The sequence below is a fragment of the Vibrio sp. L85 genome, from assembly GCF_963871815.1.
Taxonomy (GTDB): Bacteria; Pseudomonadota; Gammaproteobacteria; order Enterobacterales; family Vibrionaceae; genus Vibrio; species Vibrio harveyi.
In genome coordinates, this window is the sequence record NZ_CAWMYL010000193.1 from 111,034 (window position 1) to 127,711 (window position 16,678).

Annotated in this window: 14 protein-coding genes; 4 read left to right on the forward strand and 10 right to left on the reverse strand. The window is 46.4% G+C overall.

Annotated features, from left to right (window positions below; all coding sequences use genetic code 11):
* Nucleotides 1-32: 32 nt before the first annotated feature.
* Nucleotides 33-467: a GNAT family N-acetyltransferase gene (locus AACR11_RS20515; RefSeq protein ID WP_009701602.1), complete on the reverse strand. Its 435-nt coding sequence runs from the start codon at nt 465-467 to the stop codon at nt 33-35.
* 125 nt (nt 468-592) lie between these two features.
* The gene (gene hemB / locus AACR11_RS20520) at nt 593-1,654 is read right to left on the reverse strand and encodes a porphobilinogen synthase (protein ID WP_029788969.1); all 1,062 of its coding nucleotides are present in this window, start codon (nt 1,652-1,654) and stop codon (nt 593-595) included.
* Between the two features lie 186 nt (nt 1,655-1,840).
* Here hemB and AACR11_RS20525 point away from each other — a divergent pair, with 186 nt between their 5' ends.
* Nucleotides 1,841-2,605 carry a TatD family hydrolase gene (locus tag AACR11_RS20525; protein WP_029788970.1) on the forward strand — a complete coding sequence of 255 codons (765 nt, stop codon included), beginning with the start codon at nt 1,841-1,843 and terminating at the stop codon, nt 2,603-2,605.
* Nucleotides 2,606-3,269: 664 nt separating this feature from the next.
* Here AACR11_RS20525 and tatC read toward each other — a convergent pair.
* The 7 genes from tatC to rmuC all read right to left on the reverse strand — a co-directional run bounded on the left by tatC (nt 3,270) and on the right by rmuC (nt 9,452).
* Nucleotides 3,270-4,016, reverse strand: a complete 747-nt coding sequence (gene tatC / locus AACR11_RS20530; protein ID WP_005448551.1) for a twin-arginine translocase subunit TatC — start codon at nt 4,014-4,016, stop codon at nt 3,270-3,272.
* 68 nt (nt 4,017-4,084) lie between these two features.
* Nucleotides 4,085-4,483, reverse strand: a complete 399-nt coding sequence (tatB, locus tag AACR11_RS20535) for a Sec-independent protein translocase protein TatB (protein ID WP_005430029.1) — start codon at nt 4,481-4,483, stop codon at nt 4,085-4,087.
* Nucleotides 4,484-4,486: 3 nt separating this feature from the next.
* Nucleotides 4,487-4,735, reverse strand: a complete 249-nt coding sequence (gene tatA, locus AACR11_RS20540; protein WP_005429959.1) for a Sec-independent protein translocase subunit TatA — start codon at nt 4,733-4,735, stop codon at nt 4,487-4,489.
* Between the two features lie 48 nt (nt 4,736-4,783).
* Nucleotides 4,784-6,418, reverse strand: coding sequence for a ubiquinone biosynthesis regulatory protein kinase UbiB (gene ubiB, locus AACR11_RS20545; protein ID WP_029788972.1), 1,635 nt, complete (start codon nt 6,416-6,418; stop codon nt 4,784-4,786).
* Nucleotides 6,415-7,050 carry a ubiquinone biosynthesis accessory factor UbiJ gene (locus AACR11_RS20550; protein ID WP_005448553.1) on the reverse strand — a complete coding sequence of 212 codons (636 nt, stop codon included), beginning with the start codon at nt 7,048-7,050 and terminating at the stop codon, nt 6,415-6,417. Before AACR11_RS20550 ends, ubiB begins: the two co-directional genes overlap by 4 nt.
* Before the next feature lie 11 nt (nt 7,051-7,061).
* Complete coding sequence (gene ubiE / locus AACR11_RS20555) at nt 7,062-7,841, reverse strand: bifunctional demethylmenaquinone methyltransferase/2-methoxy-6-polyprenyl-1,4-benzoquinol methylase UbiE (protein ID WP_005429980.1); 780 nt, start codon at nt 7,839-7,841, stop codon at nt 7,062-7,064.
* Nucleotides 7,842-7,919: 78 nt separating this feature from the next.
* Complete coding sequence (gene rmuC, locus AACR11_RS20560) at nt 7,920-9,452, reverse strand: DNA recombination protein RmuC (protein ID WP_029788973.1); 1,533 nt, start codon at nt 9,450-9,452, stop codon at nt 7,920-7,922.
* A 169-nt stretch (nt 9,453-9,621) separates the two neighbouring features.
* Between rmuC and AACR11_RS20565 the strand changes: the two genes are divergently transcribed.
* The 3 genes from AACR11_RS20565 (at nt 9,622) to AACR11_RS20575 (ending at nt 15,352) form a co-directional block, all read left to right on the forward strand.
* Nucleotides 9,622-10,530, forward strand: coding sequence for a DMT family transporter (locus AACR11_RS20565; RefSeq protein ID WP_029788974.1), 909 nt, complete (start codon nt 9,622-9,624; stop codon nt 10,528-10,530).
* A gap of 195 nt (nt 10,531-10,725) precedes the next feature.
* Nucleotides 10,726-13,173 (forward strand): sensor domain-containing protein, encoded by a 2,448-nt coding sequence (locus tag AACR11_RS20570; RefSeq protein WP_079325104.1) that lies wholly within the window; start codon nt 10,726-10,728, stop codon nt 13,171-13,173.
* 358 nt (nt 13,174-13,531) lie between these two features.
* Nucleotides 13,532-15,352, forward strand: a complete 1,821-nt coding sequence (locus AACR11_RS20575) for a sodium:solute symporter family transporter (RefSeq protein WP_029788976.1) — start codon at nt 13,532-13,534, stop codon at nt 15,350-15,352.
* A 56-nt stretch (nt 15,353-15,408) separates the two neighbouring features.
* On the opposite strand, the gene AACR11_RS20580 is transcribed toward AACR11_RS20575, so the two are convergent.
* Nucleotides 15,409-16,551 carry an NAD(P)/FAD-dependent oxidoreductase gene (locus AACR11_RS20580; RefSeq protein ID WP_079325106.1) on the reverse strand — a complete coding sequence of 381 codons (1,143 nt, stop codon included), beginning with the start codon at nt 16,549-16,551 and terminating at the stop codon, nt 15,409-15,411.
* Nucleotides 16,552-16,678: the final 127 nt, after the last annotated feature.

The window sequence follows — 16,678 nt, forward strand, 5'->3', positions numbered from 1 at the left end:
ATACCTAAATGAGAAAAAATCTCATTTATTTTTTATAGCGCCTTAATGAAGTGGACTCGAGACTCACGCAAGTTGGTTTTTTCTTCAAATTTTTCAATGATATAGTCGTTTCTTAGCAACAAACGAAGCATGGCAGGAAATTGATTGCGTGATTTCACTTTTAACGTTTTGTAGCCCTGCTCTGCGACCCATTCTTCTTGCGCTTCCAATAACATCTGAGCCACACCCTCATTGCGCGCTTCTGGCGCAACGCCACCAAACCAGCTGTAAAAGGTGTAATCATCTAACTCATAGCCGATTTTAAAGCCAAGGATAGCTCCTGCTTTCTCAGCGACTAAGATTAAGCTTTTTTTATCCCCAAGACGCTCCGCCATGGATTCAACCGTCTCACCACGTGCAAACTCAGTAACACGAGCCACCACTTGGATCGCTTCTTCCAGCGTGCCTTCACGAATCAGCATTGTCATTGTCTTACTCTCCAGAAATAAATATACCCAAGTAACTTCAAGCCGTGTGTATTCCGTCTTGAGGGTACTTGGGTATATTCAGACCGACAACAATTGTCGGTCTGGTTTTTCTCATTGAGCGATAATTACTCGTCTGTCGCTTCTTGAGTCTTTACTAGGTGCTCTGCAGCTTGTGCATTTTCTTCCGCTAACCACTCTGCTACATCTTTCGCGAAGTAAGTCAGGATGCCATCCGCGCCTGCACGTTTGAAGCAAAGCAGAGATTCCATCACGGTCTCGCGCTCTTTTAGCCAACCATTCATGATGGCTGCTTTATGCATCGCGTACTCACCAGAAACTTGGTAAGCGAACGTTGGAACTTGAAGCTCAGTCTTAACACGACGAACCACATCAAGGTAAGGCATACCTGGCTTAACCATCACCATGTCAGCGCCTTCATTGATATCAAGAGCCACTTCATGTAGCGCTTCATCCGTATTCGCAGGGTCCATTTGGTAGTTTTTCTTGTTGCCACCTTTTAGGTTCGCTGATGAACCAACTGCATCACGGAATGGACCGTAGTAATTTGATGCGTACTTCGCAGAGTAAGCCATGATTTGAGTATGGATGTGACCCGCTTCTTCTAGTGCTTCACGGATTTTACCGATACGACCATCCATCATGTCTGATGGTGCAACCACGTCTGCGCCCGCTTCTGCGTGAGACAGCGCTTGTTTTACAAGTACTTTGGTTGTCTCATCATTCATCACATAGCCATCTTCATCGATGATGCCGTCTTGACCGTGAGTAGTGAACGGGTCAAGTGCCACGTCTGTGATCACACCGATTTGAGGCACGTGCTCTTTTAATGCACGTACTGCGCGCTGAACCAAACCTTCAGGGTTGTAAGCTTCAGCAGCACATAAGCTTTTAGCGTCTTGGTTTACGACAGGGAAAAGCGCGATTGCTGGTACGCCTAGGTTTGCTAGGTATTGTGCTTCTTCTAGCATTAAATCAATCGACAAACGTTCTACACCCGGCATCGATTCAACACTTTCACGACGATCTTTACCCATCAGAATGAACATTGGGTAAATCAAATCGTTTACTGAAACTTGGTTTTCAGCCATCAAACGACGACTAAAATCGTGCTTACGCATACGACGCATACGGCGTGCAGGGAATGGACCTTGAATTGATACAGACACCACTTTCTCCTTGTCTGGAAGGTTACGATGATCAAATCATCTGGTGGCAAAATCATATCACTCTTGATACACCTTGCGAGCAGCAATATGGAAAAACGGCATGAAAAAAACCGAAAATGACCCCGTACTCACACTCAAGTATACTTCTCACTAATTCCATACACCGATAAACCATAGAGACCAACCATGATCGATACTCACGCTCATATTTACGCTAGCGAATTTGATAACGACCGCGACGAGGTGGTGAAGCGCGCTTTAGAACAAGGCATTGATAAAATTCTGCTGCCGAACATCGATCTTGAGTCTATTGAGCCGATGCTAAAAACCGAAGCGGCTTATCCTGAGATTTGCCGTTCAATGATGGGGCTGCATCCATGTTACGTCGATGGCAATGTTGAGCAAACACTGGCAATCATTCGTGACTGGTTTGAAAAGCATAACTTTATTGCAGTGGGTGAAATCGGTATCGATCTGTACTGGGATAAAACCTTCCGAGCAGAGCAGGAGATGGCGTTTGTGACTCAGTTAAACTGGGCTAAAGAGATGGATTTGCCTGTCGTTATCCACACTCGTGATTCAATTGAAGAAACACTGACCTTACTTCGTCAAGAACAAGATGGTCGCTTGCGTGGTGTATTCCATTGTTTTGGTGGCAGCGTAGAAGAAGCACAGGCAATCAACGAGCTTGGGTTCCACTTAGGTCTGGGCGGAGTATCAACCTTCAAAAACGGCGGTATGGATAAGGTCATCCCGCATTTGGATATGAACTGGGTAATTCTAGAAACAGACTGCCCCTACCTTGCCCCTGTTCCACATCGCGGGAAACGTAACGAACCAGCTTACACTTCTTTAGTGGCGGCGCGCGTGGCGGAACTACGCGGAGAAAGCCTTGAAGCGATTGATGCTCTGACGACCAAAAACGCAGAAGAGTTGTTTAGCCTGAAGTGATGTAAGTACTTACATAAATTAAAACCAAACATTTCCTTATAATTCAATAAATTAACATTAAATATATAAGTAACATGCTATTGAGATATAAGCGCTTCTCTCCCTAAACTATTGCCCATATGTTCAATGATATGGGCTGCTCATGAACACTTGCCAGCACGGTATTTACTTACAGCGTCAAAAACGCACCCTATTGCAAAAACTAATGGGCATCAAAGAGGTATACATCTGCTCAAGGTGCGGATACATCCGCAAAATTACATAGTCTTGGTATACCCAAGTAACCTCGAGATGCTAGGTTCAGCGAGACTGACTTGGTTTGTAGACGCGGCGGCGATTTAAAGGTTTAGTGCTACAAACCAATTATTTCATAATCATATAGTTGTACTCTTAACTATATAGTTAGTCCCATTGAATTATGTACATGATTTCACATAAAATACCCGCCGGCTTATAAAATAAAAAAGATAGGATTCGCAATGTGTAATCACGGAGTGTATTTACAACGTCAACAACGCAGTTGGTTTCAAAAATTGATTGGAATTAAAGAAGTATATGTCTGCTCTAAATGCGGTCACGAAATCAAACTTCGATAAACTGTAGATACCAAAAAGCGGCTCCATGAGCCGCTTTTTTAATACTGAATGGTGGAGTTGGAGTGACTTTACTCTTCCACTTGCTCTTCTTCATCTTTACGTGTGTAGAAACGCGCGAAGAACAAACCCACCTCAAACAGCAAACACATAGGGATTGCCAGTAGGGTCTGAGAAATCATATCCGGCGGCGTAAGTAACATACCGACAATAAATGCACACACGATGATGTATGGACGCTTCTCTTTCAGATCTTGTGGTGTGGTTGCGCCAGTCCAACATAGCAAAATGATCGCCACAGGTACTTCAAACGCGATACCAAACGCCATAAACAGCGCCAGCACAAAGTCGAGGTAACTTGAGATGTCGGTTGCGAACTCTACCCCACCAAGAGAGATAGCGGTAAAGAAGCCAAACACCAGTGGGAATACCACGAAGTAAGCAAAGGCAACACCGCAGTAGAACAACAGTGAGCTAGAGAACAGCAATGGCATGATCAATCGACGTTCATGCTTGTACAAACCTGGCGCTACAAAGGCCCATACTTGGTACAAGATAAACGGCACCGCAATAAACACCGAAGCAATCAAGGTTAGCTTCAAAGGTGTGAAAAACGGTGAAGCCACATCGGTTGCGATCATCGTTGCACCTTCAGGTAGGCGTTCTACCAAAGGCGCTGAAACAAACTCGTAGATGTGGTTAGAGAAGTAAATTAGTCCAACAAACACCACCAATACTGCAGCAATGGCTTTGAGCAGTCGGTTGCGAAGTTCTAATAAATGACTAATTAAAGGTTGTGTCTGCTCGACGGTAGACATGGCAAACCTCTTTTTTAAAACCTGATCAAAAAGGAGCTACCAATCACTAGTAGCTCCTCCTAATGAGACTATTCGGCTTTCTTATCTGCCGCTGTAACCTTAATCTCTTCCGCTTTCTCAACGGTTTCAGTCGCAGGTGCCTCTTGTTTAGGCTCCGCTTCTGATTTGGTTGGTTCCGCGTAAGGGCGGTTTACAGATTGCGCCGCTTTCTTCAATTCTTCGACCGAAGATTTCAGCTCAGGAGACAGATCATCCATCCCCATTTGCTCAGCTTTGCGCAAGTTTTCTTGCAGTTCTTGAACTTTCAGCTCGTGTGACAACTCGTCTTTGACGCTATTTGCCATACTCTTCGCTGCTCCGACAAAACGAGAGACACTGCGGATGGCATGTGGCAAACGCTCTGGACCAAGAACAACCAGACCAACAACAGATATTAATACCAGTTCCCAAAAACCGATATCAAACACGTTTTACGCCTGCTCTTTGTCTTTTTTCGATTCAGGAGCTGCTTCTTTCTTTTGCTGCTCTTCTAGACTTTTTGGCTCGAAGTCTGCGTCTTTGTCGTCTTTCTTCGCAGGCTCATCTTCGCTCATTGCTTTTTTGAAGCCCTTAACGGCACCACCCAGATCGCCACCGATACCGCGTAGTTTCTTAGTTCCGAATAGCAATACAACAATTACAGCAATGATTAGAAGTTGCCAAACACTGATACCACCCATTCTTTTTACCTCGGGTCTTTAAACAAAATTATTTCAAGAGTTTAACGTCTATCGACGATAAGCTCGCCAACTAAGCAACCAAAATGTGACCCCTGCGATACCGCTAGCGATCGATAGCTGCTCATAAGCGTTATCCACCAATATTGCCGAGCATACGACTAAAGTGGCTCCAACGCCAAATAAAAACTTTCCTGTCGCCTGCTGACGCTTGCTGTGACGGTAACCCTGATAAAGCTGATCCATGCGTTGATTCATGGCTTTGCCTTGTTTAAGGCTATCGTAAAGCAGCTCCGGCAGTTCCGGTAACTTCTCTGCCCAAAACGGCGCACGGTCTTTAATGGCATTCACTAAAGCTTGCGGACCGACTTGGTTCATCATCCATTCTTCAAGGAAAGGTTTCGCGGTCTCCCACAAATCAAGTTGCGGGTACAACTGGCGACCCAGTCCTTCGACGTACAACAGCGTTTTTTGTAACAATACAAGCTGCGGCTGCACTTCCATATTGAATCGACGCGCAGTGTTGAACAGGTTCAACAGTACGTGACCGAAAGAGATTTCACACAGTGGTTTAGCAAAGATTGGCTCACACACAATGCGAATCGCAAATTCAAATTCATCGACATTGGTATCGGCAGGTACCCACCCCGAATCAACGTGCAATTCCGCTACGCGGCGGTAGTCACGATTGAAGAAAGCGAGGAAGTTTTCCGCCAGATAGCGTTTGTCTTCACTATTAAGTGTACCAACGATCCCGCAATCCAGCCCAATCCACATCGGATTCTCTGGATGCTCCGGTTTAACGAACACGTTGCCCGGGTGCATGTCGGCATGGAAAAAGCTGTCTCGAAACACCTGAGTGAAGAACACACTCACACCGCGTTCCGCAAGCAATTTCATATTGATGCCATTCGCTTCCAAGCCTTCAATATCAGAGACTTGGATGCCATATATTCGCTCAGAAACCATGACAGTTTCATTACTAAAGTCAGGAAAAACTTCTGGTACGTAAAGCTCTTCACTGCCTTCGAAGTTGCGACGCAGTTGAATCGCGTTCGCCGCTTCACGACGCAAATCGAGTTCATCAAGTAAGGTTTTTTCGTACTCGCGAACCACTTCAACTGGTTTCAAACGACGTGCTTCAGGCATCGCTCCGGCGACTATACGCGCCATTCGGTGCATCAGTTTTAGATCTGAATCAATGACCGGACGAATATCTGGACGGATGACCTTTAATACCACTTCTTGGTTAGTGTCTTTTAATCGCGCGGTATGTACCTGAGCAATCGACGCAGACGCTAACGGTTTGATATCAAATTCAGTAAACCAGTTTTCTAATGGACCGCCCAGAGCGAGTTCCATTTGTTCTTTCGCTAACTGCCCATCAAATGGCGCAACTTGGTCTTGCAAAAGTGCAAGAGGATCAGCGATATGCGGAGGGAAAAGGTCGCGACGAGTCGACATCATCTGACCGAACTTAATCCAAACCGGACCAAGTTCTTGCAGAGCGAGACGAAGGCGTTCACCCAGCGGCTTTTCTGGGTGCTTGTTCTTCATCCAGAATAAGCTTTTGCGCATCAAAAGCGGCGCTTTGGTCAGTTGATGATCGGGCAACAACTCATCCAAGCCGTATTCCAGCTGAACTTTAATGATGTGGTATAAGCGCTTTATTTCTGCTGGCGTCATGAGTTCTCCAGCGCAGGCTTATCCGAATCGAACTTGTTTAGTAATGCGTTTAGACGCGCTTCAACGCGAGAGGCTTGGCTGCGAACGTCGTCTACTTGGTCGCAGAAGTGGGCAATTTCTAGCGGTGCTGGCGCCAGTTTCCACTCTTCTGTTACCACTTGAGCAAGATGACGTTGGTGTTTCTCTGCTTGAGAGGCAAAGAAACCGCCGACGTTCTTGGTACCTTGCACAAAAGTATGAGCCACAACATCACCTGTCACGCGAGACAGCCACTCTTCGATATCAGGTTTGCAATCCACCATCAATTGAGAGAATTTCTGTGCCAATTGGATGTCACCTTCAAGTTCAAGTTTATCTTGCTTGATAAGGCGAGTGATATTGGCTTGATCGCGCAACTCAGGCAGCACGCTTAGATTCAGCGACAGATAACAATCTGGCTGACCTTCGTAATTGCCCAAGACATCGATTTGCTGGCTGAAGATGAACGTCAGCGTCTTATTGATCTCTTTCAGGTGAATTTGAATCACCTGACCTTTAAGACGTGACAAACGACGACCCAATTCAGGATCGTCTTTAATCAGCGTATTTAATGTCGTTTCAATAACGGCAGTGATAAGAGGTTCAAATGGCATACCGCTTATCCTTAGAATTTGTAGCCGCGGTGCAGCGCCACAATACCACCCGTTAGGTTGTAGTATTTGGTGTTTTCGAAGCCCGCTTCTTTCATCATGCCTTCCAGCGTGTCTTGATCTGGGTGCATGCGGATAGATTCAGCCAGGTAACGGTAGCTGTCTGCGTCGTTCGCTACTAGTTCACCCATTTTGGGCAATAGGTGGAATGAGTATGCGTCGTACACTTTTGATAGTGGCTCTAGGATTGGTTTTGAGAACTCAAGTACCAACAAACGACCACCAGGCTTCAACACGCGGAACATAGAGCGCAGCGCTTTGTCTTTATCGGTGACGTTACGTAGACAGAAGCTGATAGTAATTACGTCAAAGTAATCATCTGGGAACGGCAGTTCTTCTGCGTTCGCTTGAACGTAATGCACGTTGCCAACAATGCCGTTGTCGCGTAGTTTGTCACGACCCACATTCAGCATTGAGTTGTTGATGTCCGCTAGGATCACGTGACCTTGGTCGCCAACAATGCGCGAGAATTTCGCCGTTAAATCGCCAGTACCACCACCTAGGTCAAGAACACGTTGTCCCGGACGAGCGCCACTGCAATCAATAGTAAAACGCTTCCAAAGGCGATGAACGCCACCTGACATCAAGTCATTCATGATATCGTATTTTGCTGCCACTGAGTGGAAAACTTCGGCAACTTTGGTCACTTTTTCGTCTTTTGCCACTGTGGTAAAACCAAAGTGGGTAGTGTCGTTATCTAACGCTGTATTTGATTGCACACTTGTGTCCGTCATTCTGATTCCTCTTGGGCAGCACTTTCTCACTACGGGGCGGTTGATAACAAATAGGGTCGCCCACTGTACTGCGGGCGATTAGTTTACTTTATCCTCAGCCGGATGTCTTTCTACTAAAGAAGCATTTTCCGAAAATGACTCACTCTGCGCCAACTGAGCAAGATCTGGCGAAATTGGACGTTTTACCTCCACTCCTAATTGCTTGAAGCTTTCCGCCTGACGAATCACGTTGCCACGCCCTGTTGCCAGTTTATTCATCGCCCCTTGGTACGTTTGGTTGGCTTTGTCTAATGCGCCGCCCAGTCCTTCCATGTCATCAATGAACAAGCGTAGTTTGTCGTACAGCTTCGCCGCTCGTTCCGCGATCAATTGGGCGTTTTCGTTTTGGCGCTCGTTACGCCACAAGTTATCTATCGTACGTAGCGCCACCAGCAAAGTGGTAGGGCTGACCAAAATAATGTTTTGCTCCATCGCATCTTTAACCAAACTTGGGTCGGCTTGAATCGCAACTTGGAATGCAGGCTCCACCGGAATAAACATCAACACATAATCTAAGCTCTGAATGCCTTTTAACTGATGGTAATCTTTAAGGCTCAAGCCTTTGATGTGCGCGCGCAGCGCGGCTAAGTGATCGCTCAGCGCCCGCTCTCGTTGAATGTCGTTCTCTGCGTTGAAGTAGCGCTCGTACGCCACCAGCGCCATTTTCGAATCGACCACCACTTGCTTGTTTTGCGGTAAGTGAACAATCACATCCGGTTGATAGCGTTTGCCAGCTTCGTTTTGCAAGCTCACCTGAGTTTGGTACTCATGCCCTTCACGCAAACCAGATTCTGCCAAGACACGAGCCAGAACCACTTCACCCCAGTTACCCTGCTGTTTGTTGTCACCTTTCAGCGCTTGAGTCAGATTGACCGCTTCTCGGGTCATGTGTTCATTCAAGCGTTGCAGGTTCTTCAACTCATGCACCAAGGTGTGACGCTCTTTGGCTTCTTGGCTAAAACTGTCGTTAACTTGTTTTTTGAACCCTTCCAGCTGCTCTTTGAGTGGAGACAGCAAACCTTCCAAGCTCTGACGGTTTTGCATGTCGACTTTGGCGGTTTTCTCTTCGAACAACTGATTCGCTAAGTGTTCAAATTGCTGCTTCAAACGTACTTCTGCTTGCTCAAGAATCTGCAGCTTTTCTGCATTGGCTTGGTTGATTTGCTCGTGGCGCGCTTGCTGCTCACCAAGCTGGGTTTCAAGACGCGATTTGTGCTCTCGCATCTGCCCTAGCTCATCAAAATACTGCTGACGCTCTTGCTTCACTGCTTCGAAGTAACGCAGCTTTTCCATCGCCGCCATCAATTTACCGTGAGTTTGGCGCACCTCGAAAGCCGCTTTATCTCGCTCATCATCAAGCTCATCCAATTCTTGCTGTGCTTCGGCGAGGCTTTGCTTCACCTGTTCAAGTTGTTGTTGATGAAGCTGTTTTTCAGATGAGAGCTGCTGTTCGAGCAATTGAGTTTGCGTGGCAAAGCGTTGTTTAACCCACCAACCCACTGCAACACCGCTGATGGTCGCGGTAAAAAGAGAAGACAGAATGAGAGATTGATGCTCAAGAATCCATTGCATAATAGCGAGTTAGCCTGTGTTTTTTATCTTTAATAATGGTATTTACATACTGGATAAATGTCCAGTTTGTTGGATGAAAAATCCTCGCATACACTAGGCGCTCCGTACAACATACTCACACCTGCTCAAACCAACAGCGATGAGCGGTACATCATCACACAGAGGCATCATGAACGAGCGTCGCGCCCTAGGATTTGGGCTATCAGCGGTATTACTTTGGTCAACAGTAGCGACCGCATTTAAATTGACTTTGGCGGAATTCTCACCGATTCAGATGCTGACCATGGCGAGTATTGTCTCGGCTATTGCGCTCATCGTGGTATGTGGCGTGCAAGGCAAGTTGAATCAGCTCAGTTCAACGTTTCTTGCCAATCCTTGGTACTACTTACTGCTCGGATTGATTAACCCACTGGCGTACTACCTCATCTTGTTTAAAGCATACGACTTATTGCCAGCCTCCCAAGCGCAGGCGATCAACTACAGTTGGGCGATCACGCTCACCTTGATGGCGGCGGTTTTCTTGGGGCAGAAGATCCGCAATAAAGACTGGATTGCTTGCGGCTTTAGTTACTTGGGTGTCATCGTAATTGCCACTAAAGGTAACGTGTTGGGAATGGAATTCGAAAGTCCGCTTGGTGTGGGATTAGCGCTACTTTCAACATTGCTGTGGGCAAGTTACTGGATTCTCAACACGAAAAACAAAGCCGACCCTGTGGTGGGCGTGCTATTGGGCTTTCTGGTTGCAATTCCATTTGCGATTGGCTTAAGCATTTATGAAGGCGCTGACTGGAGCCAAATCACCGCGAAAGGTTGGGCGGCAGTGACTTATGTTGGTCTGTTTGAGATGGGCGTAACCTTCGTGTTGTGGCTAACGGCACTCAAGCTCACCGAGAACACCGCACGCATCAGCAACCTGATTTTCGCTTCACCATTCATCTCGCTCATGCTGCTTGCCACCATCATTGGTGAAGAGATTCACCCATCCACTTTGATTGGCTTAGTGCTGATCATCAGCGGCTTGGTGATTCAACAAGTGAAGTTCGGCAAAAAGCAAAAACAGGCGAACACCGCTCAATGATGACGTCCGAAACCATTGCAAAAATGAGACGCGATTTATAAAAAAGAGAGCTAGCTAACAGTTTACTCGATTAATGAAGTGTTCCTTGCTTGGATTTGTTCGGGCTTTGGATACGATATAGCCAAAGCCCGATATGAACGTCTAATTAGATGTTAACAACATAAATCCAAGGGCGCTCAGGATGCTTTATTAACTATGTTTCGCTTCGCTATCTCCCCTACATTGATGACAGACTGGAAACAGGCTTTGCAACAATGCTGTGATGCCACACAGGCGCACGGTCAGCTTTATACTTTCAGCTACACTCGCCAATGGCGCTTGAGTGAGGTGGCGACATCGCCGCAACATCATCGTGAAATAGTCGCGATTCTCGATCCAGCCACTGAGCACTTTATCTATCCTCAGCTTGTTGTTGAGCAAACGCCCTTTCAAAACCAAACCTTGAGTTACTGCCCGATATGGTTGCCGAGCGGTGAGCTGTTTGCTGCCTTCGCATTGGTTCATCCAACCGAACAAGGTACGGTCATTTCTGGATGGTTAAGCGCATTGGCAGGACGCGTCGGCTTTGATGTTGCTCAGACTTATCATAAAGAGCAGCAGCGTCACGATGTTCAATTGCCAGACTTACTGCCATCCCTGCAAGAATTCATTGATTGCTTAGAAGACCACACGTGGATAAAAAGCACCGATGGTCGCTACGCGATGACCAACCGCAGCGTTGAAGACTCTTGGCAAATGACGGGCAGTGAAATTGTCGGCAAGAATGACTTCGAGTTATTCAGCAGCCGTCGAGCGAAGAAGTTCATTGATACCGACCAGTTGGTGATCGCCACGGGCAGCCAAAACACGGTGGAAGAGTGCACCATAATTGATGACAACAACAATCCGACTTGGCTGGAAACCATCAAATCGCCAATCCGCAATCAAACCGGAGAGCTAATTGGTATTTTGGGTATGACACGCAACGTCACTCGCCGAAAAATGGTGGAGACTCAGTTGTCATTGGCATCGAAAATCTTCGATAACTCCCACGAAGGGATGGTGATCACCGACCGCAAAGCCAACATTCTTGATGTAAACAGTGCCTTCACCCACATCACTGGTTACGAAGCAGAAGAAGTGATCGGTAAGAACCCAAATATCTTGCGCTCTGGGCATCACGACCGCGAATTTTATCAACAGTTGTGGCGTCAGCTAGAAAGCAAAGGTCAATGGAAAGGCGAGTTCATCAACCGTAAAAAAGATGGCAGCATTTACCCACAGCTCGCCACCATCAGTGCGGTGATGGACGATAAAAACCATCTGATCAACTACATTTGTGTGTTTGAAGACATCTCGGTACGTAAAGCGCATGAAGAAAAGCTGCAACGCATGGCGTTTTACGATCCATTGACCAACCTTCCTAACCGTACTCATTTGATCAGCTTGCTAGAACAGCACATTGAGAATGGTCAGAAGCATCAACACGCCTTTGCGACTCTGTTCCTCGATATCGACCACTTCAAGCACATCAACGACAGCATGGGGCACTTCTGTGGTGACCAACTGCTGACTAAACTCGCTGAACGTCTGCAAGATGTACTGCACTTACGCGCTCATGTGGCACGTATCGGTGGCGATGAGTTTGTCATCATATTGCCGAATATCGAATCGGATTCGCAGCTGATCGACACCATTGAGGACATACTCTGCCTGTTCAACCGTCCTTTTGAAGTCAGTAAGAACGAGTCTCTGCGCATCTCCACCAGCGTGGGCGTGGCTCGTTATCCTCAAGACGGACAAGACAGCGAAACCTTACTCAAGAACGCCGATACAGCCATGTACTTGGCGAAGAAAAACGGTCGTAACGGCTACGCATTCTACTCACCGGATTTGACCGATAAATCCGTGTCTCACGTGCGTATGCAGTCTGCTCTGCATGAAGCGATTGAGAAGAACCAACTTCATTTAGCTTACCAACCGCAATACAACTTAAGCGCCAACGAACTGGTGGGCGTAGAAGCTCTGCTACGCTGGCAACATCCCGATCTTGGGATGATTTCTCCAGCGGACTTTATCCCGATTGCAGAGAAAACGGGCTTGATTCAAAGCATTGGTAAATGGGTCTTGGAGCAAGCTTGTTTGCAAGGTCGCGCATGGTTAGATAACGGCATTGAATTTGGCAAGCTCGCGGTAAACGTATCGGCTCTTCAGCTGCAACAATCGGACTTCATCAGTAAACTTGGGGTGATTCTAAAAGAGACTGAATTCCCGGCGCAACGTCTAGAGCTAGAAATCACCGAAAGCTTCTTGCTGATTGACCCACAACAAGCCATCGCCTCACTCAACTTGCTGCGCGAGCTCGGCATTGAGATTTCCCTTGATGACTTTGGTACCGGTTACTCGTCACTGTCTTACCTCAAAGGTCTACCAATCAATAAGTTGAAGATCGACCGCTCTTTCGTAAGCGATGTTCCAAGCAATACCGACAGCAATGCGATCGTGAATGCCATCATCGCGATGGGACAAACCCTGTCATTGAAAGTGGTCGCCGAGGGCATCGAAACCGACGAGCAAGCTCAATACCTATTCGAGCGCGGCTGCATCTACGGACAAGGCTTCCGCTTCAGCGCCCCAGTTCGCGCAGAGAAGTTGTTTAAATAAAAAGACCGAGCACTGGCTCGGTTTTTGTCCTTATCCCCCCTATTCTGTCACCGTATATTGCCTATCTGCGTTGTTTCTCTTACGCACAAAATAAGTTCTCATTATTCATCACAATCAATTATTTAACTTGCCTGACACGATCACATAAGCCCCCCATGACAAGTGATCAAAATCACAGCTAATACGTTTTTACCTCGTAATACGTTTTATAAAAAAATAGATTCTTGTGTAAACGATACCACCATAAAACAAAACAATAACAGACGACTCTACGTTGAAAATAATAATAATCACAAGGATTACATACTTATAGGTGAAATCGTTTCCACAAATTAATGAAACAAAAGGTCTATAGAAAATGGGTATTCTCGATATAACTGTAGCACTGGCATTCATGATCGCCGTCATTGGCGTCGGCATGATAAAAAGTAAGCCCGCTACCAATGGAGCAAACTCGGATAACGGTGCTGCTGATTATTTTCTTGCAGGTCGAGGTCTGAGTTGGTGGTTGATTGGTTTCTCACTGATCGCTGCCAATATTTCTGCAGAACAATTTGTAGGTATGTCCGGGCAAGGTGCTGGATTAGAAGGGCTTTCCGTAGCAAGTTGGGAGTGGATCGCTGCAATTACACTTGTTGTCGTTGCCTTCGTTTTACTTCCTTATTTCCTTAAAACCGGCATAACAACAATTCCCGAGTTTTTAGAAGTTCGTTACAACCACTGGGCGCGCTTAGCGATGACTTTATCAATGATTCTAATTCTTGTGGGAGTTAGCTTAGTTGGGGTGATTTATGCTGGTGCGATAACGATGACAAAGCTGTTTGCTGAATTCGGCTATTTTGTCTCTTTACCCTTTGCATGCTGGATCCTAGGTGGGATGGCTGCACTCTATGTAGCCTTTGGTGGTCTAAAAGCGTGTGCTTGGGCGGACTTATTACAAGGCACTGCTCTTATTGTGGGCGGAGCGATCATTACCTATTTCGCGTTTGATGCTCTTGGTGCAGTTGATGTGTCTCAATTAGTTTCTTCAACAGGGAATGCAGCCCACATCAATTCTGATGCTGGTGTTCTGACCAAATTCAATGCACTAAACAGTGAATCAATGCACATGGATACACCAGCAATGCCATGGCCAGTATTACTGCTAGGTATCTGGATTCCAAACTTTTACTACTGGGGTTTAAACCAATACATTACCCAAAGAATCTTGGGTTCCGCTTCTCTTGGTGATGGACAAAAAGGTTTAGTTTTAGCTGCTGGTTTAAAACTGATCATCCCATTTATTATCGTTATACCAGGCATCATCGCTTTCAACCTTTTCTCTTCGGATATGGAAGCAAGTGCCAACCTAGACGCTGGCGGCAGTGTATTCTCTAGTTATGAGCAGGCTGTCTCTGACATCGATACCAACAAGGTATTTATTCTTGATAGTAAATACGCTAACTCTCACCCTAACAAAGCTGAAGAAATCCTAGAACATAACCAACAAGTAGTCGCTCGTTTAGGAGAGGGAAACGTAGTAAAAGAAGCGATCAACCCATATAAATATGACTCTGCGATGGGGCTACTCATCACTAAGTTGATCCCCAAAAATACGGGTGTTCTCGGTTTCGTAATCGCAGCTTTGATGGGAGCAATTATCTCATCCCTTGCAGCAGTCCTTAATGCCGCTTCAACATTGCTCACAATGGACGTTTATCAACGCTATATCCGTCCAACAGCAGCTCAAGGTGAATATGTTAAGTTTGGACGTATTTGCATTGGCGTGTTCGTAGTAATTGGATGTGTCGTCGCACCGATGCTTGCTGAATTCAAATCAATCTTTGGCTTTATTCAGTCATTCCAAGGTTATGTATCGACGGGTATTTTAGCGGTATTTATCTACGGCTTAATCAATAGAACATCAGGCAAGTGGGCTGGTGTGATTGGTATTGTTGCAAACGCCATCATCTACGCGTTTATGCAAGCGAACTACCCTCACATTCACTTTCTCTACAACATGTCTTACTGTCTAATCGCGGTACTCGCAATACTGACAGTCTATGGCATGATTTTTAAAGAAGAGAGGGTCGAGTTTAAATCCAATACAACCTTAGATATGACGCCATCTCAAGCGGCTTTAAAATGGGGCGGTCTGGTTTGCGCACTCACCGTCATCCTATACATCGTATTCTGGTAATGGCACTTCAGCCTTAAAGAAAAAAGCCTAGCTAATTAAGCTAGGCTTCTTATTTCTTACACCCACTGACCAGCAACAAAACCGCTCGACCAGCACCATTGGAAGTTATAGCCACCTAACCAGCCGGTTACGTCCATCACTTCACCGATGAAGTACAAACCTTTGATGTTCTTACATTCCATGGTTTTTGAAGACAGGTGATCGGTATCTACGCCGCCGAGGGTCACTTCTGCCGTGCGGTAACCTTCCGTACCGTTTGGTGCAACTGCCCAGTTTTCTAGACGCTCAACGATGGTTGCCATCTCTTTCTGGTTGAACTGCTTAAGAGGTTTGTCTGCTAATTCTTTACGTTCAATCAGCACTTCAACCAAACGCTTTGGTAGCACTTTTGCTAGCGTGTTCTTTAGAGATTGGTTCGGGTGCTTCTCGCGGCTGCGTTCTAGCAGTTCGGCGATGTCGTCGTTTGGTACGAGGTTAATCGTCACCTTTTGACCCGCTCGCCAGAATGAAGAGATCTGTAACACCGATGGACCAGACAAGCCACGGTGAGTAAACAGCAGCGCTTCTTTGAACATGGTGCCGTCTTGCGCGGTGATTTCTGCCGGGATCGCGATGCCCGATAGTTCAGCGAAATCTTCTTTGTCTTCTTTATGCAGCGTAAACGGCACCAGACCTGCTGTAGTCGTAATCACCGGAAGCTCGAACTGCTCAGCAATCTTGTAGCCGAATGGCGTCGCGCCCAGTTTAGGCATCGACAGACCACCCGTTGCTACCACCAAAGATTCACATTCGATATTTTCAGTACCAGCATGCAGACGGAAGCCCGCATCGGTTTTCTCGATCGAATGTACATCACATTGGTAGCGTTGTTGGATGTTTGGCATATCGCATTCTGCTAGTAGCATCTTAACGATGTCTTTTGCAGTAAACGCATCAACACAGAACAACTGTCCGTGATCGCGCTCCTCAAACTCGATGCCATGCTTGCTGACCATCGAAATAAAGTCCCAGTTGGTGTATTGAGACAACGCCGATTTCACGAAGTGTGGGTTTTGGCATAAGTAGTTGCTCGCTGAGACGTCGTAGTTAGTGAAGTTACAACGACCACCACCTGAGATAAGGATTTTACGTCCTGGCTTTTTCGCATGATCCAGCACGAGCACACTGCGTCCGCGTTTGCCTGCTTCTGCTGCACACATCAAGGTAACGCTCAATTACTTATTTAGATTGGTTTGTCCAAAATCCAAAAATAAAAAAGGATGTGCGTAATGCACATCCTTGCTTTCTGCGGGCGCTATTCTAACGACAAAAGTCGAGCGGGAAAAG